The sequence below is a fragment of the Acidovorax sp. FG42 genome (genome assembly GCF_057809195.1).
This window is the reverse complement of sequence record NZ_JBMDJM010000010.1, coordinates 140,056-161,021: the sequence shown is the minus strand read 5'-3', so window position 1 is coordinate 161,021 and position 20,966 is coordinate 140,056. Positions and strand designations below refer to the sequence as shown.

The window sequence follows — 20,966 nt, the reverse complement described above, 5'->3', positions numbered from 1 at the left end:
TTTCGCACGGAAAACCGAAACGAAAAGAATTTGATGCGAATTTTGCTGCATCGCAACAAGACTCGCGCTAAACTTCGCCCATGCGCTGCCGCTTTCGAACAGAAAGGAACCGGCAGGCGGCAAGAAGCCCGGAACCCGGCACTTGCCTCGCACCGATTGTCTCCTCCATCTCCTCAAAGGATGGATTAGCCCCAGGCCTCACGGCCCGGGGCTTTTTTTTGCCCGCTCGCACAGACCCACAGCAGACTGCCGTCCCGGATGCCTCGGCCCCTCGCCAGGGCGACGCCCTATGATGTGGGCCCCCGCCCGCTGCCCTGCGCCGGTGGGGCTCTCCTCCTGCACCTGCCATGACCCAGCACCTCACCCCCGCCGACTACCTCAAGAAAATCCTGACTGCCCGCGTGTATGACGTGGCGGTGGAGTCGGCGCTGGAGCCCGCCAAGAACCTCAGCCGCCGTCTGCACAACAAGGTGCTCCTCAAGCGCGAGGACCAGCAGCCCGTGTTCAGCTTCAAGCTGCGGGGCGCCTATAACAAGATGGCGCACCTCACGCCCGAGCAGCTGCAGCGCGGCGTGATCTGCGCATCAGCCGGCAACCATGCCCAGGGCGTGGCCATGAGCGCCCACCGGCTGGGCACGCGCGCCGTGATCGTGATGCCAACCACCACGCCGCAGCTCAAGATTGATGCCGTGAAGACGCTCGGTGGCGAGGTCGTGCTGTTTGGCGAGAGCTATTCCGACGCCTACGGCCATTCCGTCCAGCTGGAAAAGGAACAGGGCCTGACCTTCGTGCACCCGTTCGACGACCCGGACGTGATTGCTGGCCAGGGCACCATCGCCATGGAGATCCTGCGCCAGCTGCAAAGCCTGGGCAGCAACCAGCTCGATGCCGTGTTCGTGGCCATTGGCGGCGGCGGACTCATCTCGGGTGTGGCCAACTACATCAAAGCCGTGCGTCCCGAGATCAAGGTGATCGGCGTGCAGATGAACGACTCGGACGCCATGATCCAGTCGGTGCAGGCGCACAAGCGCGTGACGCTGGCCGATGTGGGCCTGTTCTCCGACGGCACCGCCGTGAAGCTGGTGGGCGAGGAAACCTTCCGCGTGGCGCAGGGCCTGGTGGATGACTACATCACCGTCGATACCGACGCCGTCTGCGCCGCCATCAAGGACATCTTTGTAGACACGCGCAGCATCGTGGAGCCCGCTGGCGCGCTGGCAGTGGCGGCCATTAAACAATATGTCGCCAAGAACAAGACCAAGGGCGAGACCTACGCCGCCATCCTTTGCGGCGCCAACATGAACTTCGACCGGCTGCGCTTTGTGGCCGAGCGCGCCGAGGTGGGCGAGGAGCGCGAGGCGCTGCTCGCCGTCACCATCCCCGAAGAACGCGGCAGCTTCCGCCGCTTTTGCGAGGTGGTGGGCGGACTGCCCGGCGGCCCGCGCAACGTGACCGAGTTCAACTACCGCATCAGCGACGCCGCCCGGGCCCATGTGTTTGTAGGCCTGACCACCAACGGCAAGGGCGAATCGGAAAAGATCGCCAAGAACTTCAACCGCCACGGCTTCGAGGCGCTGGACCTGACGCACGACGAACTGGCCAAGGAACACCTGCGCCACCTGGTGGGCGGACACTCGGCCCTGGCCCAGGACGAGCGCCTGATGCGCTTCACCTTCCCCGAGCGGCCCGGCGCGCTGCTCAAATTTTTGAGCCTGATGCAGCCAACCTGGAACATCAGCCTGTTCCACTACCGCAACCAGGGCGCGGACTATGGTCGCATCCTCGTGGGCATGCAGGTGCCGCCCGAAGACAAGGCGGCCTTCGACGCCTTCCTGGCCACACTGGGCTACCCCTATGTGGAAGAAACACTGAATCCGGCCTACCGGCTGTTCCTGCGCTCCAAATAATGCAAAAAATGACTGCAAGCGCTTGTTGAGCATGCCTTAGCAGCTATCAAAACAGAAGCATCAAGCCCCTACGGCACACCATGCAAGCCCTGCGCCACTACCTGCTGGCCGTGCAGTTCTTCACCCGCATCCCCGTCACCGGGCGGCTGGCGAACTGGGTGGGCTACAGCCCGGCCATGCTGCGGGCCAGCGCGGCGCACTTTCCGGGCATTGGCTGGCTGGCGGCGTTGCTGTCTGTGGCCGTGTATGCCGCGCTGCACTGGGCGCTGGCGCCCAACCCGCTGGCCCCGGCCGTAGCGGCGGTGTTCTGCACCATCGCCACGGTGCTGATGACCGGCGGCTTTCATGAAGACGGCCTGGCCGACGTGGCCGACGGCCTGGGCGGCAGCTACGACCGCGAACGCGCGCTGGACATCATGAAGGACTCGCGCATTGGCGCCTTCGGGGCCATGGCGCTGGTGCTGGCGTTGCTGGCCAAGCTCAGCCTGCTGGCGCTGCTGGGGGCGCATAGCCTGCCGGTGGCACTCGCGGCCCTGGTCGGCGCGCACGTGTTGTCGCGCTTTTGGCCTCTGGTCATCGTGCGCAGCCTGCCGCATGTGGGTGATACGGCGCGCTCCAAAAGCAAGCCGCTGGCCGATCAGATCTCCGGCCAGGCACTGGTTGCGGCGCTTTTATGGTGTTTTCCGCCCCTGGTGCTAGTGGGATATACCCAATCAGCTCTCTTTTTGGTAGCATCCATCGCTCTCAGCGCGCTCTGCGCGGCCTGGATGGCGCGCTGGTTCGCCCGACGGCTGCAAGGCTTCACCGGCGACTGCCTGGGCGCCACGCAGCAGGTGAGCGAGATCGGGTTCTACCTGGGCGCTGCCATCGCACTGCGATGGCTATGACGCCCCCTCCCGCCGCCGCCAAAAACCGCCTGTGGCTGGTGCGCCATGCGGCCCCGCTGGTTGCCCCAGGCACCTGCTACGGCGCTTTGGACGTGCCGGCCGACGCGCAGGACACCCGCGCAGCAGCAGAGCGCCTGGCAACAGCCCTGCCCGCTGGAGCCCTCGTGGTTTATTCCACGCTACAAAGATGTGAGCTGCTAGCGCATGAATTACAAGCGCTCAGACCCGATTTGACCCTTACCCCCGACGCCCGGCTGCGCGAGATGGACTTCGGCCGTTGGGAAGGGCAGACCTGGGACGCCATCGGCCAAAGCGCCATCGATGCCTGGGTGGCCGGGTTCGCCACCCATGCACCCGGCGGGGGCGAAAGCCTGGCCCACATGCTGCACCGCGTGGCGGCCGCCCTGCAGACCGCCCGGGAGTGGCGCTCCAACCAGGGAGCGAAGGATGTGGTGTGGATCACCCACGCCGGGGTGGCACGCTGCGTGGCTTGGTTGCAGGAGCGTGGAGAAAGCGCCCTGCCCCGCGCGGAAGACTGGCCGGTGGCGGCGCCGGGCTGGGGGGAATGGGAAATCAGGGAGCTGGCCTGAAGCTGTAGGCCAGCAGATGCCTAGTTCTTGAGCGGCATGTCCAGCGTCACCGTAGCGGGTCCGCCCATACTGGTCCCCAGTTGCGCCTGGCGGGGGCCCAGGGCCTGCAACACCAGGCCTTCGTCCACCGCAGCGCCCACGCGGAAGGGCTTGGCGGGCTTGCCGTCCACGGCAATCAGTGCCGCACCGCCGCCGCTGGTGCGCCCCGACAGCACCCCGATCAGCGTGAACCGGCTTGCGGTGGGTGCCACCGGCGCTGCCACGCCCGGGACTGCAGGCGCAGCACCCAGCAAACGCGCCAGCGCCTGCGCGTCCATGGCCACCGGGGCGGGCGCCACGGCCGGCGCGGTGGATGCGGACGAAGGCGCCGACAGACGCAGCCCCCAATAGACCACGCTGGCGCCGGCTGCTGCCCAGAGCACCAGAGTCCCCAGGCGGACGCCCCATTTGCTGTACGTATTGGTCACCATGCGGAGATTATGATTCAGGCGATTCGACCATCCGAGAGACCGCCAGCAGTGAACACTTCTTTCTCCCTCCTCGTGCGCTCCGCCCCGCGCCGCGTTGCCAAGTCCGTGGCCCGTGGTTTCACCCTCATCGAACTGATGGTGGTGCTGGTGATCATCGGCGTGCTGGCCGCGCTGATCGTGCCCAATGTGCTCGAACGTGCCGACGATGCCCGCGTGACGGCCGCCCGCACCGACATCACCAACATCATGCAGGCGCTCAAGCTCTACCGCCTGGACAACCAGCGCTACCCCACGGCCGAACAGGGCCTGCAAGCCCTGGTCATCAAGCCCACTGCGGGCCCCGTGCCGGGCAACTGGAAGCTGTACCTCGAAAAGCTGCCCAACGACCCCTGGGGCCGCCCCTATCAATACCTCAACCCCGGCATCAAGGGCGAGATCGACGTGATGTCGTTCGGCGCCGATGGCCAGTCGGGCGGCGAAGGCAAGGACGCCGATATTGGCAGCTGGCAGTGACCGCTCATTGCCAAGGTGCCCCAGCCCCATGAAACGGGCACGCGCCCAGCGAGGGACGCCATGGAACTGGCTTTGCCAGGCCACTGGCGTCTTCTTCGGAAGAAGCCGTGCAGCAGCTCAGAGGGGCTTCACCCTCCTGGAGTTGCTGGTCGTCATCAGCATCATGGCGCTGGCCACGGCGGGCGTGGGGCTGGCGATGCGCGATGGCGGGCAGACGCAGCTGGAGCGGGAGGCCGCGCGGCTGGCGGCGCTGCTCGAATCCGCACGCGCCCAGTCGCGCGCCGGGGGCATCCCGGTGCGGTGGCGCGCGCTGCCGGGGGGGTTCCGTTTTGAAGGGCTGCCGCGCAGCGCGCAGGCCGCTCTGCCCAACCAGTGGCTGGACCCCGGCACCGTGGTGCGCGGACCAGCGGTGCTGCAACTGGGCCCCGAGCCCCTGATCGGCCCGCAGCAGGTGCTGATCACCCACCAGTCCTCCCCCGACCGCACCCTGCGCATTGCCACTGATGGAGTGCGCCCGTTTTCTGTGGATGCGGTGCAGTGAGGACGCGCCGCCCCCCTGTCAGCCACCGGGGCTTCACGCTGGTGGAAGTGCTGGTGGCGCTGGCCATCGTGGCCATTGCCCTCATGGCGGGACTGCAAGCAACGACGGCACTCACGCGCAACGCCCTGCGGCAGTCCGACATCGTGCTCGCGCAGCTGTGCGCGGAGAACGAGCTGGTCAAGGCCCGACTCTCGCGCCAGATGCCCAGCGTGGGTGACAGCAGCCTGACCTGCGAGCAGGCCGGGCGGCAGCTACAGGTGGTGACCATCGTGCGGCCCACGCCCAACCCGAGTTTTCGGCGCATCGATGCGCAGGTGCTGGATGGGGACAACTCCATCCTGCGCCTTTCCACCATCATTGGAAGGTATTGATGGAACACCCCCCTGAGGCCCTGCGGGCCTTCCCCCCGCTCTCGCATTGCTGCGCAATGCGGGCAGGGGGACGCCGCCAGCGCGGCGGGGCGGCCCTTGCGCGGCGTCCGCTGGCCTGGGCCGCGCCAGTTGCTCAGGCCTCGCGCCGGCGCCTCTGCAGTGGGGGCACGGTCCCGCGCGGCTTCACGCTCATCGAGCTGCTGGTGGCCATCAGCGTGATGGCGCTGATTGCCATCCTGAGCTGGCGCGGGCTAGATGGCATGGTGCGGGCGCAGGAGTCCACACGCCAGCGGGCGGACGAGATGCTGGTGCTGCAGGCCGCGCTGGGCCAGTGGGGGACGGACCTGGACGCCCTGGTGTCCATCGCCAACACCACGCCGCTGGACTGGGACGGCCAGGTGCTGCGCCTCACCCGCCGCAGCAGCGCCGTGCCCGACGAGGGTGCGCTGGTGGTGGCCTGGACCCGCCGCAACAACAACCAGGGCGTGGGCCAGTGGCTGCGCTGGCAGTCGCCGCCAGTGCGCACCCGTGCTGATTGGCGGCAGGCCTGGGAACAGGCCGCCCAGTGGGCGCGCACGCCGGGCGACGCCGAGCGGCGCTACGAGGTGACGCTGCTGCCGCTGGACAACTGGCAGATCTTTTATTACCGGGGCGGTGCATGGTCCAACCCCCAGTCGAGCACAGGCACCCCGACGGGCGACAGCACCTCGTCCATCCCGGACGGCATCCGCCTGCAGATCACCCTGCCCCCGGGCCAGGCGCTGGCGGGCCAGCTGACGCGTGACTGGGTCAACCCCGTGCTGGGTGGAGGCAGAACGTGAGTCCCCCCCTGAGCGGCTGCGCCGCATCCCCCCAGGGGGACGCCACCCGTGGCCTGGCCAAGCCAGCTCCACGGTGGCACCCGCTGCGGCAGCGTCCATTGCCCAGGCTCAGGACGCACGGCGCCGCCCTGCTCGCCGCCATGCTCACCGTCACGCTGGTCGCCACCTTTGCGGCCGCCGCGATGTGGCAGCAGTGGCGCGCGGTGGAGGTCGAGACGGCCGAGCGCGGCCGCGTGCAGTCCGCGTGGATCTTGATCGGCGCGCTCGACTGGTCGCGGCTGATCCTGCGCGAGGACGGGCGCTCCGGCGGGGCCGACCACCTGGCTGAGCCCTGGGCCATTCCCTTGCAGGAGGCCCGCCTGTCCACCTTCCTCGCGGCCGACAAGAACGTGACGCAGGTAGACGACGCGAGCACCGACACCACCGAAGCCTTCCTGTCGGGCCAGATCACCGACCTGCAGGGCCGCCTGAACATCACCAACCTCGCAGAAGGCGGGCAGGTGCAGGCCGTGGCACTGCGGCAGTTCACCCGGCTGTTCGAGCGTCTGGGCCTGCCCGGCCAGCAGCTGAGCACCCTCATCGACGGCCTGCGCCGCGCGCAGGCGGGTGCAGGCACCGACAGCGGCTCCGCCCCCCTGCTGCCCCCCAGCGTGAGCCAGCTAGGCTGGCTGGGCCTGACCCCGGCCACGGTGGCGGCGCTCGCCCCCCATGTGACGCTGCTGCCCGTGCGCACCCCAGTCAATCTGAACACCGCCGACATCAACGTGCTCATGGCCGCCATCGACGGGCTGGACAGCGCCACGGCCCAGAAGATCGTGCAGACGCGCGAGGCGCGGCACTTCCGCACCCTCAGCGACGTGCGCGACCTGGTGGGCGCCAGCATCGACATCAACGAAAGTGCCCACGCCGTGGCCTCTTCGTACTTTGAAGTACGGGGCCGCCTGCGGCTCGGCGATGCGATGGTGGACGAGCGCTCTTTGGTGCGCAAACAGGGCATCGACGTGACCACACTGTGGCGCGAACGCGGCGCCTTCGACCGGGAAACCACGCAACTGCTGCCCGGGGCACAGCGCTGAGGGTGTAACAACCCTCACACTGCACCCACCCACACCGCCGCTGCGTCACGCCCGCCCCCTAAAATGGCCCGCAAAACCCGCCCATGAGCACCCTGATCCTTTTCCTGCCGCCGGCACGCCCGGGACCCGCCTCCGAGTACGCCTACACGCTCACGGCAGACGGCCATTCCGCCCTCCAGCACGCCACCGCACCCGCTGCCCTGCTGCCCGAGCCCACCCGCCCCGGCGGCGAGGTCGTGGCCGTGGTGCCCGCACGGGCGCTGTCGTGGCAGCGCGTGACCATGCCGGCCGGTGTGCCGCTGGGCGCCGGCCAGCAAACGCCCCGGCTGCGCTCCGTGCTCGAAGGCCTGCTCGAAGACCGCGTGCTGGACGATGCCAGCCAGCTGCACTTTGCGCTGCAACCCGGCGCACAAAGTCGTGCGCAGGCCGGCGAGCCGGTGTGGGTGGCCGTGTGCGACCGCGCCTGGCTGCGCGAACACCTGCAGGCGCTGGAGGCCGCAGGCCGCCGCGTGGCCCGCGTGGTGCCCGAATTTGCGCCCGGCCCCACGGGCAGCGGCCAGCCCGAGCTGTGTGCCCTGGGCACGCCCGAAGAGGCCTATGTGGTGCTCACCGGCCATGGCGCCGACCAAGGCGTGGCGGTGCTGCCGCTGACCCCCATGGCCCTGACCCTGGCACGCGTAGGCTTGCCAGCCGCCGACACCGGTGAAGACCAGGCTCTCATGGTCCGCGCCGAGCCCGCCGTGGCTGCACTGGCCGAACGCACCCTGGGCCAGCAAGGCCAACGCATCGCCCTGCACACCACCAGCCAGCGCGCGCTCGATGCCGCCCGTGGCGACTGGGACCTGGCGCAGTTCGACCTCTCCAGCACCAGCAGCACCCGCGCGCTGCGCAAGGTGGGCAGCGCGCTGAGCGCGGCGCTGTACGCGCCTCAGTGGCGTGCCGCCCGCTGGGGCGCTGGCGTGCTGGTGGTGGCACACCTGGTGGGGCTGAATGCCTGGGCCTGGCAAGAACGGCAGGCACTGAACGCCAAGCAGGCCAGCGTGCGCAACACCCTGGCCCAGACCTTCCCCAAGGTGCAGGTGGTGGTCGACGCGCCGGTGCAGATGGAACGCGAGCTCGCCCAGCTGCGGCAGGCCGCCGGTAGCGTGTCGGCGCGCGACCTGGAGCCGCTGCTGGCAGCGGCCGGCGCCGCCTTGCCCGATGGCCGCCTGCCCAGCAGCATCGAATACACGCCCGGCGAGCTGCGCCTGCGCGGCGTGACGCTGGCGCCCGATGAAGAAGCTGTGGCGTCTGGCCGCCTGCAAGCCGCCGGCTACCGCGCCCGCATGGACGATGGCAGCCTGTTGCTGCGCACCGAGGTGAGCCCATGACCCAACCCTCCGCCCTCCAGGACCGCTGGAAAGCCCTGGCGCCCCGCGAGCAGAACCTGGTGCTGGCCGCCAGCACCGTGGTGGCGTTGGCCCTGCTGTGGTGGGTGGCCGTCGCCCCCGCACTCGGCACCTTGCGTGCCGCGCCCGCACGGCACGCCGCACTCGATGCCCAACTGCAGCGCATGCAAAGCCTGCAGGCCGAGGCCCAGCAGCTGCAGGCCACCCCCGCCACCAGCCCCGGCGATGCCGTAGGCGCGCTGCGCACCGCCCTCACGCAGCGCTTGGGCAATACGGCCCAGCTCAACGTGGCGGGCGACCGGGCCACGGTCACGCTCAAAGGCGCATCGGCCGACGCGCTGGCCCAGTGGCTGGCCCAGGCCCGCAGCAACGCCCGCGCCACGCCGCTCGAAGCACGCCTGACCCGCAGCGCTACCGCTGCGCCGCCGGCTGGCAATGCGCCCGTCACCCTGGGCAGCACGCCCGTGGCCATGCCCCGCTGGGATGGCACCGTGGTGCTGGCCCTGCCCGCCGCACCCGCCCGCTGACCCGCCGCTCCGTCACCGCCCTGAACGACACCCTCCCCACCGTGGCCCGCAACCTCCGTCCGACACGCCCCGCCCCCCGCTCCGCCCCCCGCACAGCGTGGGGCTGGGCATGGGCCGGTGCGCTGGTGGGCGTGCTGCCCGCCGTGGTGGCCTTTGCGCCCGCGCACTGGCTGGCCGGCGGCGTGGCCCGCGCCACCCAGGGGCAGGTGCAGTTGCTGCAGCCACGCGGCACGGTGTGGACCGGATCGGCCCAGCTGGTGTTGACCGGCGGCCAGGCCAGCAAAGACAGCGCCGCCCTCCCCGGCCGGGTGGACTGGCAGCTGCGCCCCACCTGGGGCGGCCTGCGCGCCCGGCTGCAAGCGGGCTGCTGCACGGCGGAGCCCCTGCAAGCCCAGGTGCACCTGCGCTGGGCCGGCCCGCAAATCACCCTGGCCGACGGCCAGAGCCAGTGGCCCGCCGCGTTGCTGGCGGGCCTGGGCACCCCCTGGAACACGCTACAGCCGCAGGGCCAGCTGGCGCTGCAGACCCGCGCGCTGGCCGTGCAATGGGCCGCTGGCCGCATGGTGCTGTCGGGCGAGGCCCAGCTGGATGCGCGGGCCATGTCCTCACGCCTGTCCACCCTGCGCCCCATGGGCAGCTACCGGCTGGTGCTGCAGGGCGGCGAGGTGCCCACGCTCGCCCTCAGCACCCTCGACGGGGCCTTGCAACTCAGCGGCAGCGGCCAGTGGGTGGGCAACCGCCTGCGCTTTGCGGGCGAGGCCAGTGCCGCCCCCGAGCGGGAGGCCGCACTGTCCAATCTTCTGAACATCATCGGACGGCGCAATGGCGCGCGCTCCATCATCACCGTGGGTTGAATCTATGACTTTCCTGTTTGCTCCACGCCTGCGCTTTACTCTCAAAACAATAGCTGCCAGCGCAATACTTACCTGCGCCAGCGGCCAAATTGGCGCCCAAACGGCAGTAGACACCCGCACCGGCAGCGTGCGCCCCAGCGAACCCGTCACGCTCAACTTTGCCAACGCCGAGATCGAGGCCGTGGCCCGCACCATGGCCACCATCACTGGCCGCAACGTGGTGGTGGACCCGCGCGTGAAAGGCCAGCTCAACCTGGTGACCGAGCGCGCCGTGACACCCGCCGCCGCGTTCCAGCAGTTCCTGGCCGCGCTGCGGCTGCAGGGCTTCACGGTGGTGGAGGCGGCGGGCCTGTACAAGGTGGTGCCCGAGGCCGACGCCAAGCTGCAGGGCGGCAGCGTGAGCGTGGTGCAGGGCAACGCGGGCAGCGCACCCGGCGGTGGGCAGATCGTCACGCAGATCTTCAAGCTCAACTTCGAGAACGCGGCCAACCTGGTGCCGGTGCTGCGCCCGCTCATCAGCCCCAACAACACCATCAACGTGAACCCCGGCAACAACTCGCTGGTGATCACCGACTACGCCGACAACCTGCAGCGCCTGGCGCGCATCGTGGCGGCCATGGATGTGTCCAACGCCAGCGATGTGGAGGTGATTCCGCTCAAGAACGCGATTGCCAGCGACCTGGCACCGCTGGTGTCGCGCCTGATCGACGGTGGCAGCGCCAACGGGGGCGCCGCCGCTGCGGCCGCGCCCGGCCAAGCCGACACGTCGTTCAAAACCACCCTGATTGCCGAGCCGCGCAGCAACTCGCTGATCCTGCGCGCCGCCAACCCGGCCCGCGTGGCCCAGGTGCGCGCGCTGGTGGCCCAGCTGGACCAGGCGCCTGCGCCGGGCAGCAGCGCCGCCAGCGGCAACATCCATGTGGTCTACCTCAAGAACGCCGACGCCACCAAGCTGGCCACCACCCTGCGCGCCGCCATGGCGGCCATGGGCGGCAACAATGGCGGCGCGGCCAGTGGCGGTGGCGGTGCCAGCGCGCCCGCACCCAGCACGGGGCTGAGCACCGGCGGCATGCTGTCCACCAACGGCAGCTCGTCCGGCAGCAACAGTAGCACCGGCGGCCTGGGCTCCAGCGCGAGCGCCATGGGCACCAGCAGTACCAACAACAACCAGCCCTCCACTGGCGGGCAGATCCAGGCCGACCCCACCACCAACTCACTCATCATCACGGCGCCCGAGCCGCTGTACCGCCAGCTGCGCGACGTGATCGACAAGCTCGACGGCCGCCGCGCGCAGGTGTTGGTCGAGAGCCTGATCGTCGAGGTCTCCGCCAACAAGGTGGCCGAGTTCGGCATCCAGTGGCAGGGCGTTCTGGGCAAGAACGGTGATGGCACCGTGGGCGTGATCGGCACCAACTCCGGCCAGGCGGGCGCCAACATCCTGGGAGTCACGGCCGCGCTGGCCTCGGGCTCCACCACCTCCATCGCCTCGGCGGCCAGCTCGCTGGGCAAGGGGCTGAACCTGGCGCTGGCGCCGCGCGTCAACGGCCAGTACTACCTGGGCGCGCTGGCGAACTTTCTGCAGAACAGCGGCGACGCCAATGTGCTCTCCACCCCCAACCTGATGACGCTGGACAACGAAGAGGCGCGCATCATCATCGGCAACAACGTGCCGTTCGTGACCGGCTCGTACGCCAACAGCACGGGCAGCAGCACGGTGAACCCGTTCACCACGGTGGAGCGCAAGGACGTGGGCCTGATGCTCAAGGTGCGCCCGCAAATCAGCGAGAACGGCACCGTGAAGATGGCCATCTACCAGGAGGTCTCCAAGATCGACACCGCCACGCTGAGCAACGCCAACGGCCCCACCACCAGCAAGCGCTCCATCGAGTCGAACGTGGTGGTGGACGACGGCAACATCATCGTGATCGGCGGCCTGCTGGAAGACAGCTACTCGCAAGGCCAGGACAAGGTTCCGGTGATGGGCGACATCCCGGTGCTGGGCAACCTGTTCCGCAGCGAGAACCGTACCCGCAACAAGACCAACCTGATGGTGTTCCTGCGCCCCATTGTGGTGCGCGACAACGCCACCAGCGATGCGCTGATGATGGACCGCTACGAGGCCATCCGCGCGCTGCAGCAGAACACGCAGCCCGCGCCCAGCGTGGTGATGAAGTCGGTGTCGGGCGCTCCCATCCTGCCCGCGCTGCCACAGCGCGCAGAGCCCGGCGCAGCCACGGTGCCTGCGCAGCCGCTCGCCCCGCTGCCCGCAGAGACTTCGCCACGCTGAGAAGAGAAGAGCCGCCCCCATGCGCCACCCCCTGCCCTACGCCTTTGCCCGCACCGCCCAGCTGCTGCTGGAGGACGACGGCCACCAGCTGGTGCTGTGGCACGGCCCCAGCCCCGACGCGGGCGCGCTGTCCGAAGTGCTGCGCAAGCACCCGGTGCAGCAACTGCTGCCGCTGGATGCCCCGGCCCTGGCCCAGCGCATCAGCGCAGCCTATTCGCACAGCGAATCGAGCGCTGCCACCGTGGTGAGCGAGGTCGAGAGCGATGCCGACCTCTCTCGCATGATGCAGGAGCTACCGGCGGTGGAAGACCTGCTGGAGTCCGCTGGCGACGCGCCCATCATCCGCATGCTCAACGCCCTGCTCACACAGGCCGCACGCGACGGCGCGAGCGACATCCACATCGAGCCTTACGAGCGCCACAGCAGCGTGCGCTTTCGGGTGGACGGCACGCTGCGCGAAGTGGTGCAGCCCAACCGCGCGCTGCACGCGGCCCTGATCTCGCGCCTGAAGATCATGGCCGACCTGGACATCAGCGAAAAACGCCTGCCCCAGGACGGCCGCATCAGCCTGCGCCTGGGCACCCGAGCCATCGACGTGCGCGTTTCCACCCTGCCCAGCGCCCATGGCGAACGCGCGGTGCTGCGCCTGCTGGACAAGAGCGAAAGCAAGCTGAGCCTGGAAGCCGTGGGCATGCAGGGCGACACCCTGCACCGCTTCGAGGGCCTGATCGGCCAGCCGCACGGCATCATCCTGGTCACCGGCCCCACGGGCTCGGGCAAGACCACCACGCTGTACGCGGCGCTGGGCCGGCTCGACGCCACGCGCAACAACATCATGACGGTGGAAGACCCCATCGAGTACGAGCTGCCCGGCGTGGGGCAAACCCAGGTCAACAGCAAGATCGAGCTGACCTTTGCCAAGGCCCTGCGCGCCATCCTGCGGCAGGACCCGGACATCATCATGATCGGCGAAATCCGCGACTTTGAGACCGCGCAGATCGCCATCCAGGCGTCGCTCACCGGCCACCTGGTGCTGGCCACGCTGCACACCAACGATGCGGCCAGCGCCGTGACGCGCCTGACGGACATGGGCGTGGAGCCGTTCCTGTTGTCGTCGTCATTGCTCGGTGTTCTGGCCCAGCGCCTGGTGCGCAAGTTCTGCAGCCACTGCCACGGCGCGGGCTGCGAGCACTGCGGCCAGACCGGCTACACCGGCCGCACAGGCGTGTTCGAGCTGCTGGTGACCACGGACGCGATCCGCGCGCAAATCCACGCCCAGGCGTCAGAGGCCGACATCCGCGCCGCCGCCATGGCCGATGGCATGGCACTGATGCGCGAAGACGGCGAACGCCTGATTGCCGCCGGCATCACCAGCCGCGAAGAAGTGCTGCGGGTGACGCGGGACTGATTTGCTATACATCTGATAGCTGCTAGCACATGAAACACTAGCGCTACCAGCCAAAAACACCTGAAATTACCAGATCTGCAACGCAGGTCGGCGCGCCACCTGGGCGACGGCGGGTGCTGCGGAAGCGGGGGTGTTGAACGTGGCCGAGGGCGATGCGCCATCCTGCAGCTTGAACTGGCTGACGGCGCTGTTGAGGTGGTGGGCCTGCTCACGCAGCGACTCGGACGCTGCGGTAGATTCCTCCACCAGCGCCGCGTTCTGCTGGGTCATCTGGTCGAGCTGAGTGACCGACTGGCTGATCTGGCCGATGTTGTCGCTCTGCTCGGCCGACGAGGCGGTGATCTCCGCAATGATGTCGGACACACGCCGCACGCTGCTCACGATCTCCGTCATGGTCTGGCCGGCCTGGCTCACCAGGCGCGAGCCGTCTTCGACCCGCTCCACCGACGAACCGATCAGGCCCTTGATTTCCTTGGCGGCCTCGGCGCTGCGCTGCGCGAGGTTGCGCACCTCGCTGGCCACCACTGCAAAGCCGCGGCCCTGCTCACCGGCACGGGCGGCTTCCACAGCGGCGTTGAGCGCCAGGATATTGGTCTGGAACGCAATCGAATCGATCACGCCCGTGATGTCGGCAATCTTGCGCGAGCTGGTGGTGATCTGGTCCATGGTGGTCACCACCTGCGACACCACGGCGCCACCGCGCGCAGCCACCTCGGCGGCGGTCGATGCGAAATCGCTGGCCTGGCGCGAGGCCTGGGCGCTTTGCTGCACGGTGCTGGTCAGCACTTCCATCGACGAGGCCGTCTCTTCCAGGTTGGCCGCCGTCTGCTCGGTGCGGTGGCTCAGATCGTGGTTGCCGCTGGCGATCTCGGAGCTGGCGGTGGAGATGTTGCCCGCCGCGTCCTGCACCTGGCGCACCAGGTCACGCAACGAGTCCTGCATGCGGCCCATGGCGCCCACCAGCTGGCCCACTTCGTCCTGGTTCATGGCCGCCACATCGCGCGACAGGTCGCCACTGGCGATGCGTTCGGCCAGCTCCTGCGCCTGCCCGAGGGATTTGGTGATGGAGCGCACGCTGAAGAACGTGAGCGGAATCAGCACGGCCAGCGCCAGCACCAGGCCCACGCCGATCAGCGCGGCCATGGTGGAGGTGCGTGATTCGACGCCCGCACGGGCCTCGTCCATCTGCGCACGGGCCGAGTCCGCGAGGCTGGAGAACAGCTTGTCGGTGGCCTCCATGTGGACCTTCAGGCGATCGGCGTAGGCGCCGCCACCGGCGCCGTCGAGCTGCGCGCCTTCGATCTTCTCGAAGATGGGCGAAATGCCGGTTTCGTACTGCTTGATCTCGTCCAGCGATTTGTCGATGGAGGCCACAAAATCGGCATCGCCCGACTGCACCTGCCGCACATCGGCCAGGCGCTTGCGCAGGGAGGTCAGTGTCTTGGCCCAGGACTCGCGCAGGGCAGAGACCTCGACCGAGTTGTTGAAGTTGATGATGATGTCTTTTTCGGTCCGGCGCAGGTCACCCAGGGTGGTGCGCAGTTCGGACATGTCGGTCAGCGTCTGCACGCGCTCTGAAAAAAGCACCTGCAGGGTGCCGCGCGTGCGGTCCAGGGCTACGTAGCCCATGGCACCGATGACGACCAGAAGGATCAGGGAGAAGACGGTTCCGAAGTAGAGACGCGTGCGGATGGAGAAGCGGCCGAGAGCGTTCATGGCTCTTCCTTACATTTTTTAACAGATAGTCCAGCATAGCAAATTTGGTGCCACACACACCCCCCACCTTCTGGGCCGGGGGTGGGCGGGACTATATGCCGGGCCAGGCCGTCCGCCGCACAGGGTAAGCACGGCCCCGGGGCCCTGTTTCAGGGAATCCTCGGGGCCAGTAGCTGCGCTTATTGCGCCGCTGCCATCACACGGGCTTGAGGGGGATGTACAGCTCGCCGCCGCCCTGCTGGAACTCGGCCGCCTTGGCCTGCATGCCCTGGGCCAGGGCTTCGGCCTCGGCCACGCCCTTTTGCGCGGCAAAGTCACGCACTTCCTGGGTGATCTTCATCGAGCAGAACTTGGGCCCACACATCGAGCAGAAATGCGCCACCTTGGCCGAGTCCTTGGGCAGGGTCTCGTCGTGGTATTCCTTGGCCGTCTCCGGGTCCAGGCCCAGGTTGAACTGATCTTGCCAACGGAAGTCGAAGCGCGCCTGGCTGAGAGCATCGTCGCGCGAGCGGGCCCCGGGGTGGCCCTTGGCCACATCGGCCGCGTGGGCCGCGATCTTGTACGCAATGATCCCTTGCTTCACGTCATCGCGGTCGGGCAGGCCCAGGTGCTCCTTGGGCGTCACGTAGCACAGCATGGCCGTGCCCATCCAGCCGATCATGGCCGCGCCAATCGCGCTGGCGATGTGGTCATAGCCCGGCGCGATGTCGATGGTCAGCGGGCCCAGGGTGTAGAACGGCGCTTCGTGGCAGGTCTTGAGCTGCTCGGTCATGTTGGCCTGGATCATGTGCATGGGCACATGGCCGGGGCCTTCGATCATGGTCTGCACGTCGTGCTTCCAGGCCACCTGGGTCAGCTCGCCCAGCGTGTGCAGCTCGGCAAACTGCGCTTCGTCATTGGCATCAGAGGCGCAGCCGGGGCGCAGGCCGTCGCCCAGGCTGAACGACACGTCGTACGCCTTCATGATGTCGCAAATGTCCTCGAAGTGCTCGTACAGGAAGCTCTCGCGGTGGTGCGCCATGCACCACTTGGCCATGATGGAGCCGCCGCGCGAGACGATGCCCGTGCGGCGCTGCGCCGTGAGGTGGATGTAGGCCAGACGCACGCCCGCGTGGATGGTGAAGTAGTCCACGCCCTGCTCAGCCTGCTCGATCAGCGTGTCGCGGAAGATTTCCCAGGTCAGGTCTTCGGCCACGCCGCCCACCTTTTCCAGCGCCTGGTAGATCGGCACCGTGCCAATCGGCACGGGCGAGTTGCGCACGATCCAGTCGCGTGTGGTGTGGATGTTCTTGCCGGTGCTCAGGTCCATCACGTTGTCAGCACCCCAGCGGATCGCCCACACGAGCTTTTCCACTTCTTCCTCGATGCTCGATGTGACAGCCGAATTGCCGATGTTGGCGTTGATCTTGACCAGGAAGTTGCGGCCAATCGCCATCGGCTCCACCTCGGGGTGGTTGATGTTGGCGGGGATGATGGCGCGGCCCCGGGCCACTTCATCGCGCACAAATTCGGGGGTGATGATGCGCGGGATGCTTGCGCCCATCGGGTTGCCCATCAGGCGCTTTTCACGGCCTGCGTCGGCAATGTACTGCTCCATCCATTCGCGCTTGCCGTTTTCGCGGATGGCGACGTACTCCATCTCGGGCGTGACGATGCCCTTCTTGGCGTAGTGCATCTGCGTGACATTGGCACCCGCCTTGGCGCGCAGGGGCTTGCGCTGCAAGGCGGCGGCCTCGGCGCGCAGCTGGGCGAGGCGGGTGGCATCTTCGCTCTTTTGGCCGTCGTCCAGCGCTACGGGGGCGCGGCCTTCGTAGTGCTCCACATCGCCACGGCCGGTGATCCAGCCACCGCGCACGCTGGCCAAGCCCTGGCGCACGTCGATCACGGCGTTGGGATCGGTGTAGGGGCCGGAGGTGTCGTACACGCTGACCAGCTCGCCGTTGGTGAGCGCGATGTCGCGCACGGGCACGCGCAGGTCGGTGTGCAGATGGCCGGGGATATAGGCCTTGCGGGATGCGGGGAAGGGTTCGCGGGTGCGTGCGAGCAGCTCGGCGAACTTTTCAGGGGCAGCCAGTGTGGCGTGGGGGTCGGGGGCGTTCATGGGCAGGTCTCCTGGTTCCGGTGGCGGTGGGTCTGCTCCGGAATGGACCTGTGCGCCCCTCGGGTGGCTGCGCATGGCAGCACCTGAGGCAAGGCGTGCCCACAGGGAGTGCGGGCACGGGGACAAGGAGGTCGGCTCTTCTTCCGCCGGTATGAACCGGATCAAGTTCGTCGGGTTCGCAAGCTCGCCTGAATTCCTTCAGGCCCTTGCATCTCAGCGCATCAGCACACCCCGGAGCAGGCGCGAGTATAGGGCAGAGGAAAAACCGGGCCCGCAGAGCCCGCGCATCAGCCGATACATCAGGCCAAGCGGCCGATGAGGATCACTGCAAAAAAGAACACAGCGGCAATCACCGTCCACTTGAGAATGACGAGCCCCAGGCGCTTGTAGCGCGGCTGCCCGGTGCCCGCGTAAAACGCGAACGACACGGCCGCCGCCAGGAGCAGCAGCATGGCCAGCCAGCGAAAGATCAACATGGCCAACGGGCCCTACCAGGCACGCGCAGGCTGCGCAAAGCCGGTGGGTGCCTGGCGCTCATCCTCGAAGGTGACCACCTCCCAGGCATCGCGCTGGGCCAGCAGCTCGCGCAGCAGCAAATTGTTCATGGCATGGCCCGAGCGGAAGGCGCTGTAGGCGGCCAGCAGCGGCTTGCCAATGAGGTACAGGTCACCCATGGCGTCCAGGATCTTGTGCTTCACGAACTCGTCGTCGTAGCGCAGGCCGTCGCTGTTGAGCACCTTGTAGTCGTCCATCACGATGGCGTTGTCCAGCCCGCCTCCCAACGCTAGGCCGTTGGAGCGCATCATCTCCACATCGCGGGTGAAGCCAAAGGTGCGCGCGCGAGCGATGTCGCGGCTGTAGTTGCCTTGCCCCAGGTCAAACTCCACACGCTGGCCGGTGGAGTCTACGGCGGGATGGTCGAAGTCGATTTCAAAACTGAGCTTGTAGCCGTGGTACGGCGTGAGGCGCGCCCACTTGGCGTTGGCGCCTTCACCCTCGCGCACCTCCACGGGGCGGGTGACGCGGATGAAGCGCTTGGGCGCGTTTTGCAGCTCCACCCCGGCGCTTTGAAGCAAGAACACGAACGAGGCCGAAGACCCGTCGAGGATGGGGACCTCTTCAGCCGTAATGTCCACGTAGAGGTTGTCAATGCCCAGCCCCGCACAGGCCGACATCAGATGCTCCACGGTGTGCACCTTGGCATTGCCCACCGCGATGGTGGACGCCAGCCGCGTGTCCGTCACCGCCTCGGCACGGATGGGAATGTCCACCGGCTGCGGCAGGTCCACCCGCCGGAACACGATGCCCGTGTCCGGCTGCGCGGGCCGCAGGGTCAACTCGACCCGCTGGCCGCTGTGCAGACCCACGCCTACGGCGCGGGTCAGGGTCTTGAGGGTGCGTTGCTGGAGCATCCGCGCATTTTAGTTTCTGCGCCGCCGCCCCGCATGCGCCGAGGTCTTGTCAGCCCTTCAGAGACGCGTACGTAGAGCTACCGCCGCGTTTTCACCTACTGTGCAGGCCCCATGCCTGGTCGCACAATTTGCACTCTGAGGGCCTTGAAAATACACGACATGAACTCATTACACCCGCCCCGCAGGAGACTCCCATGAGCAAACTCAGTTTCAAGATGAAGGTCATGCTCATGATCGGCACAGCGCTTACGGCGCTGCTGATCATGGCCATCCTGTCCCTCCTCCAGGAGCGACGGCTGATCACCGAGTCCCGCAAGGACATGCTGACCACCGCCGTCCAGTCGGCCCACAGCATCGTGGTCGGCTACCAGGCCAAGGCCGCCAGCGGCGCCATGTCGGTGGAAGACGCGCAGAAAGCCGCCAAGGACGCCCTGCGCATTGCCCGTTACGGCGGCCCCGAGGGCAAGACTGAATATTTCTACATCTGGACCACGGAGGGCGTGGGCGTGATGCACCCCTTCAAGACCGAATGGGACGGGCAGGACATGCTCGGCAAGGTCAAGGATGGTTCGGGCGTGGACATCATCGGCCTGCTGGTCAACGGCATGCGCAACAGCAAGGATGGCAAGGCCTTTGTGCCCACCATGTTTGCGCGCCCCGGCCAGCAGACGCCCGTGCCCAAGCTGCAGTACATCGTCAAGGTGGATGGCTGGAACTGGATGGTCGGCTCCGGGCTGTACACAGACGACGTAGATGTCATGCTGCGCCAGGCCCTGTGGTCGAGCCTGGCGCTGGTGCTGGCGGTGTTTGTGGCGGTGGGCGTGATCGGCCTGCTGGTGTCGCGCTCGGTATTGCGCCAGATTGGCGGCGAGCCCACCCATGCCATTGCCATCATGTCCGAGGTGGCCGAAGGCAACCTGGACGCGCAGATTCCGGCCGCCCCGCCGGGCTCCATGCTTGACGGCCTCGCCCACATGGTGACCTCGCTGCGCAAGCTGGTGACCGAAGTGCGCTCGGCCACCGACAGCATCGCCACCGCGTCCAGCGAAATTGCGCAAGGCAACAACGACCTGGCCCACCGCACCGAAGACACGGCCAGCAACCTGCAGACCACGGCCAGCAGCATGGAGGAGCTGACCAGCACGGTGAAGCAGACCTCCGACTCCGCCCAGACCGCCAACCAGATGGCCACGTCTGCCGCTGAAGTGGCGGCGCGCGGGGGCGAGGTGGTGTCGCAGGTGGTGTCCACCATGCAGGACATCAACGCCAGCAGCAAGAAGATCAGCGACATCATCGGTGTCATCGACGGCATCGCATTCCAGACCAATATCCTGGCGCTCAATGCTGCCGTGGAAGCTGCCCGTGCCGGCGAGCAGGGCCGGGGCTTTGCCGTGGTGGCCGGCGAGGTGCGCAGCCTGGCGCAGCGCAGCGCCGAAGCCGCCAAGGAGATCAAGTCGCTGATCGGCGCGTCGGTCGAGAAGGTGGAGTCCGGCACGGCCCTGGTGGGCAATGCGGGTGCCACCATGACGGAGATCGTGGCCAGCGTGCAGCGCGTGACCGACATCATTGGCGAGATCCGTGCCGCCACGTCGGAGCAGAGCCAGGGCATTGCGCAGGTCAACACCGCCATGAACCAGCTGGACCAGATGACGCAGCAAAACTCGGCGCTGGTGGAAGAATCCACCGCCGCCGCAGACAGCCTGCGCGAGCAAGCCATGAAGCTCACCCAGGTGGTGGCGCTCTTCCGTGTGAACGGCAGCACCTCCGCGCCCGCGCCCGCACCGGCCAGCCGGCTCGCAGCCGCGCCACGACCCGCCGTGGCTCCTGCAGTGCGCGCCGCAACACCCCGCCCAGCCCTGGCCAAGGCGCCGGCAGCCCCTCGCCCTGCGGCGCCTTCACCCGCCCCAGCGGCGGCATTGCCCCCCAAGGCCAGCAGCCCCAAGCCTGCGGCAGACAGCAACGATGACTGGGAGTCTTTCTGATCGCTGAGAGGCCTGGGGCGACCCAGGCCTGAACGCGCGCTGAAGCACGCTACATCAGTAAAAAAGCCCTGCCAGCTTGCGCTGGCAGGGCTTTTTGTTTTACCCCCCATCAAGG

General features: G+C 67.9%; 19 protein-coding genes and 1 riboswitch. Of the genes, 14 read left to right on the top strand and 5 right to left on the bottom strand.

The window, feature by feature from the left end; all coding sequences use genetic code 11:
- The first annotated feature begins 347 nt into the window (after positions 1 to 347).
- The 3 genes from ilvA (at position 348) to ACODSM_RS12700 (ending at position 3,384) form a co-directional block, all read left to right on the top strand.
- Positions 348 to 1,907 (top strand): threonine ammonia-lyase, biosynthetic, encoded by a 1,560-nt coding sequence (gene ilvA / locus ACODSM_RS12710; RefSeq protein ID WP_060984500.1) that lies wholly within the window; start codon positions 348 to 350, stop codon positions 1,905 to 1,907.
- An 80-nt stretch (positions 1,908 to 1,987) separates the two neighbouring features.
- Positions 1,988 to 2,794, top strand: coding sequence for an adenosylcobinamide-GDP ribazoletransferase (cobS, locus tag ACODSM_RS12705; protein WP_488805494.1), 807 nt, complete (start codon positions 1,988 to 1,990; stop codon positions 2,792 to 2,794).
- Positions 2,791 to 3,384 carry a histidine phosphatase family protein gene (locus ACODSM_RS12700; protein ID WP_488805493.1) on the top strand — a complete coding sequence of 198 codons (594 nt, stop codon included), beginning with the start codon at positions 2,791 to 2,793 and terminating at the stop codon, positions 3,382 to 3,384. The genes cobS and ACODSM_RS12700 overlap by 4 nt, the downstream gene beginning before the upstream one ends.
- Positions 3,385 to 3,404: 20 nt before the next feature.
- On the opposite strand, the gene ACODSM_RS12695 is transcribed toward ACODSM_RS12700, so the two are convergent.
- Positions 3,405 to 3,854 carry a type II secretion system protein N gene (locus ACODSM_RS12695; RefSeq protein ID WP_488805492.1) on the bottom strand — a complete coding sequence of 150 codons (450 nt, stop codon included), beginning with the start codon at positions 3,852 to 3,854 and terminating at the stop codon, positions 3,405 to 3,407.
- Positions 3,855 to 3,926: 72 nt separating this feature from the next.
- Between ACODSM_RS12695 and gspG the strand changes: the two genes are divergently transcribed.
- The 10 genes from gspG to ACODSM_RS12645 all read left to right on the top strand — a co-directional run bounded on the left by gspG (position 3,927) and on the right by ACODSM_RS12645 (position 13,640).
- Positions 3,927 to 4,367: a type II secretion system major pseudopilin GspG gene (gene gspG / locus ACODSM_RS12690; RefSeq protein ID WP_015012575.1), complete on the top strand. Its 441-nt coding sequence runs from the start codon at positions 3,927 to 3,929 to the stop codon at positions 4,365 to 4,367.
- A 28-nt stretch (positions 4,368 to 4,395) separates the two neighbouring features.
- Positions 4,396 to 4,908, top strand: coding sequence for a prepilin-type N-terminal cleavage/methylation domain-containing protein (locus tag ACODSM_RS12685; protein WP_110961369.1), 513 nt, complete (start codon positions 4,396 to 4,398; stop codon positions 4,906 to 4,908).
- Positions 4,905 to 5,279, top strand: coding sequence for a type II secretion system minor pseudopilin GspI (gene gspI / locus ACODSM_RS12680; protein WP_060984497.1), 375 nt, complete (start codon positions 4,905 to 4,907; stop codon positions 5,277 to 5,279). Before ACODSM_RS12685 ends, gspI begins: the two co-directional genes overlap by 4 nt.
- A complete protein-coding gene (locus ACODSM_RS12675; protein ID WP_488805491.1) occupies positions 5,279 to 6,100 on the top strand; it encodes a PulJ/GspJ family protein in 822 nt (273 codons plus the stop codon). Before gspI ends, ACODSM_RS12675 begins: the two co-directional genes overlap by 1 nt.
- Positions 6,101 to 6,198: 98 nt before the next feature.
- Complete coding sequence (gspK, locus tag ACODSM_RS12670) at positions 6,199 to 7,176, top strand: type II secretion system minor pseudopilin GspK (RefSeq protein WP_488805507.1); 978 nt, start codon at positions 6,199 to 6,201, stop codon at positions 7,174 to 7,176.
- Positions 7,177 to 7,259: 83 nt separating this feature from the next.
- The gene (gene gspL, locus ACODSM_RS12665; RefSeq protein ID WP_488805490.1) at positions 7,260 to 8,546 is read left to right on the top strand and encodes a type II secretion system protein GspL; all 1,287 of its coding nucleotides are present in this window, start codon (positions 7,260 to 7,262) and stop codon (positions 8,544 to 8,546) included.
- Positions 8,543 to 9,091 carry a type II secretion system protein M gene (locus ACODSM_RS12660; RefSeq protein WP_488805489.1) on the top strand — a complete coding sequence of 183 codons (549 nt, stop codon included), beginning with the start codon at positions 8,543 to 8,545 and terminating at the stop codon, positions 9,089 to 9,091. The genes gspL and ACODSM_RS12660 overlap by 4 nt, the downstream gene beginning before the upstream one ends.
- Positions 9,092 to 9,132: 41 nt before the next feature.
- The gene (gene gspN / locus ACODSM_RS12655; protein ID WP_260666293.1) at positions 9,133 to 9,945 is read left to right on the top strand and encodes a type II secretion system protein N; all 813 of its coding nucleotides are present in this window, start codon (positions 9,133 to 9,135) and stop codon (positions 9,943 to 9,945) included.
- Positions 9,946 to 9,949: 4 nt separating this feature from the next.
- Positions 9,950 to 12,232, top strand: coding sequence for a type II secretion system secretin GspD (gene gspD / locus ACODSM_RS12650; RefSeq protein ID WP_488805488.1), 2,283 nt, complete (start codon positions 9,950 to 9,952; stop codon positions 12,230 to 12,232).
- Between the two features lie 19 nt (positions 12,233 to 12,251).
- Positions 12,252 to 13,640 (top strand): GspE/PulE family protein, encoded by a 1,389-nt coding sequence (locus tag ACODSM_RS12645; protein WP_110961377.1) that lies wholly within the window; start codon positions 12,252 to 12,254, stop codon positions 13,638 to 13,640.
- Between the two features lie 66 nt (positions 13,641 to 13,706).
- Here the strand turns inward: ACODSM_RS12645 and ACODSM_RS12640 are convergent, their stop codons facing one another.
- From ACODSM_RS12640 to lpxC, 4 genes are all read right to left on the bottom strand, one after another.
- Positions 13,707 to 15,356, bottom strand: coding sequence for a methyl-accepting chemotaxis protein (locus ACODSM_RS12640; protein WP_488805487.1), 1,650 nt, complete (start codon positions 15,354 to 15,356; stop codon positions 13,707 to 13,709).
- A 196-nt stretch (positions 15,357 to 15,552) separates the two neighbouring features.
- On the bottom strand, positions 15,553 to 17,430 hold the full coding sequence (gene thiC, locus ACODSM_RS12635) for a phosphomethylpyrimidine synthase ThiC (RefSeq protein ID WP_488805506.1): 1,878 nt from the start codon (positions 17,428 to 17,430) through the stop codon (positions 15,553 to 15,555).
- A gap of 148 nt (positions 17,431 to 17,578) precedes the next feature.
- Positions 17,579 to 17,701: riboswitch (TPP riboswitch) on the bottom strand.
- A gap of 55 nt (positions 17,702 to 17,756) precedes the next feature.
- Positions 17,757 to 17,933: a hypothetical protein gene (locus ACODSM_RS12630; RefSeq protein WP_015012563.1), complete on the bottom strand. Its 177-nt coding sequence runs from the start codon at positions 17,931 to 17,933 to the stop codon at positions 17,757 to 17,759.
- A 12-nt stretch (positions 17,934 to 17,945) separates the two neighbouring features.
- Positions 17,946 to 18,869: a UDP-3-O-acyl-N-acetylglucosamine deacetylase gene (gene lpxC / locus ACODSM_RS12625; RefSeq protein WP_015012562.1), complete on the bottom strand. Its 924-nt coding sequence runs from the start codon at positions 18,867 to 18,869 to the stop codon at positions 17,946 to 17,948.
- A 194-nt stretch (positions 18,870 to 19,063) separates the two neighbouring features.
- On the opposite strand from lpxC, the gene ACODSM_RS12620 reads away from it, so the two are divergent.
- The gene (locus tag ACODSM_RS12620; RefSeq protein ID WP_488805486.1) at positions 19,064 to 20,851 is read left to right on the top strand and encodes a methyl-accepting chemotaxis protein; all 1,788 of its coding nucleotides are present in this window, start codon (positions 19,064 to 19,066) and stop codon (positions 20,849 to 20,851) included.
- Positions 20,852 to 20,966 lie beyond the last annotated feature (115 nt).

Coding starts and splice junctions, on each gene's coding strand:
- ilvA (WP_060984500.1), top strand. CDS start 348: ATGACCCAGCACCTCACCCCCGCCGACTACCTCAAGAAAATCCTGACT.
- cobS (WP_488805494.1), top strand. CDS start 1,988: ATGCAAGCCCTGCGCCACTACCTGCTGGCCGTGCAGTTCTTCACCCGC.
- ACODSM_RS12700 (WP_488805493.1), top strand. CDS start 2,791: ATGACGCCCCCTCCCGCCGCCGCCAAAAACCGCCTGTGGCTGGTGCGC.
- ACODSM_RS12695 (WP_488805492.1), bottom strand. CDS start 3,854: ATGGTGACCAATACGTACAGCAAATGGGGCGTCCGCCTGGGGACTCTG.
- ACODSM_RS12685 (WP_110961369.1), top strand. CDS start 4,396: ATGAAACGGGCACGCGCCCAGCGAGGGACGCCATGGAACTGGCTTTGC.
- ACODSM_RS12675 (WP_488805491.1), top strand. CDS start 5,279: ATGGAACACCCCCCTGAGGCCCTGCGGGCCTTCCCCCCGCTCTCGCAT.
- gspL (WP_488805490.1), top strand. CDS start 7,260: ATGAGCACCCTGATCCTTTTCCTGCCGCCGGCACGCCCGGGACCCGCC.
- ACODSM_RS12660 (WP_488805489.1), top strand. CDS start 8,543: ATGACCCAACCCTCCGCCCTCCAGGACCGCTGGAAAGCCCTGGCGCCC.
- gspD (WP_488805488.1), top strand. CDS start 9,950: ATGACTTTCCTGTTTGCTCCACGCCTGCGCTTTACTCTCAAAACAATA.
- ACODSM_RS12645 (WP_110961377.1), top strand. CDS start 12,252: ATGCGCCACCCCCTGCCCTACGCCTTTGCCCGCACCGCCCAGCTGCTG.
- ACODSM_RS12640 (WP_488805487.1), bottom strand. CDS start 15,356: ATGAACGCTCTCGGCCGCTTCTCCATCCGCACGCGTCTCTACTTCGGA.
- ACODSM_RS12630 (WP_015012563.1), bottom strand. CDS start 17,933: ATGTTGATCTTTCGCTGGCTGGCCATGCTGCTGCTCCTGGCGGCGGCC.
- lpxC (WP_015012562.1), bottom strand. CDS start 18,869: ATGCTCCAGCAACGCACCCTCAAGACCCTGACCCGCGCCGTAGGCGTG.
- ACODSM_RS12620 (WP_488805486.1), top strand. CDS start 19,064: ATGAGCAAACTCAGTTTCAAGATGAAGGTCATGCTCATGATCGGCACA.